We start from the raw sequence: 360 nt of genomic DNA, 5'->3' as shown, positions 1-360 counted from the left end.
GAGGCTGTGCGTGAGCTCGTCGCCGAGGACACCGAGGTGGATATCGCGGCGGTCAACAGCCCTTCGGCGGTGACTTTGGCCGGGGACCTCGCCCGGCTGGACGAGATCGCCGAGTCCCTCACCGAGGAGGGGGTTTTCGCCAAACGCCTGCGAGTGGAGGTGCCCTATCACAGTTATCTGATGGATCCCATCCTCGACGAGTTGCGTACCGAGCTGGTCGATCTACACCCCGTCCCGCCGCGGGTTCCGTTGTATTCCACTGTTACCGGCACCCAGGTCACCACCGCGGAACACGATGCTGACTACTGGTGCGGCAATACACGCAGGCCGGTGCGGTTCGCGGATGCGATGGGTGCGCTT

1 protein-coding gene is annotated in these 360 nt (G+C 64.2%); it reads left to right on the top strand.

The genetic code is table 11. The features are described from left to right. Nucleotides 1-360, top strand: a 360-nt coding sequence (locus tag ACX4ZE_RS23215; protein ID WP_480275594.1) for an acyltransferase domain-containing protein, incomplete at both ends; no start/stop codon positions are given.

The sequence above is a fragment of the Nocardia sp. TBRC8007 genome, assembly GCF_056629435.1.
The sequence above is the reverse complement of the archived record's forward strand: the minus strand, read 5'-3'. Positions and strand labels throughout refer to the sequence as shown.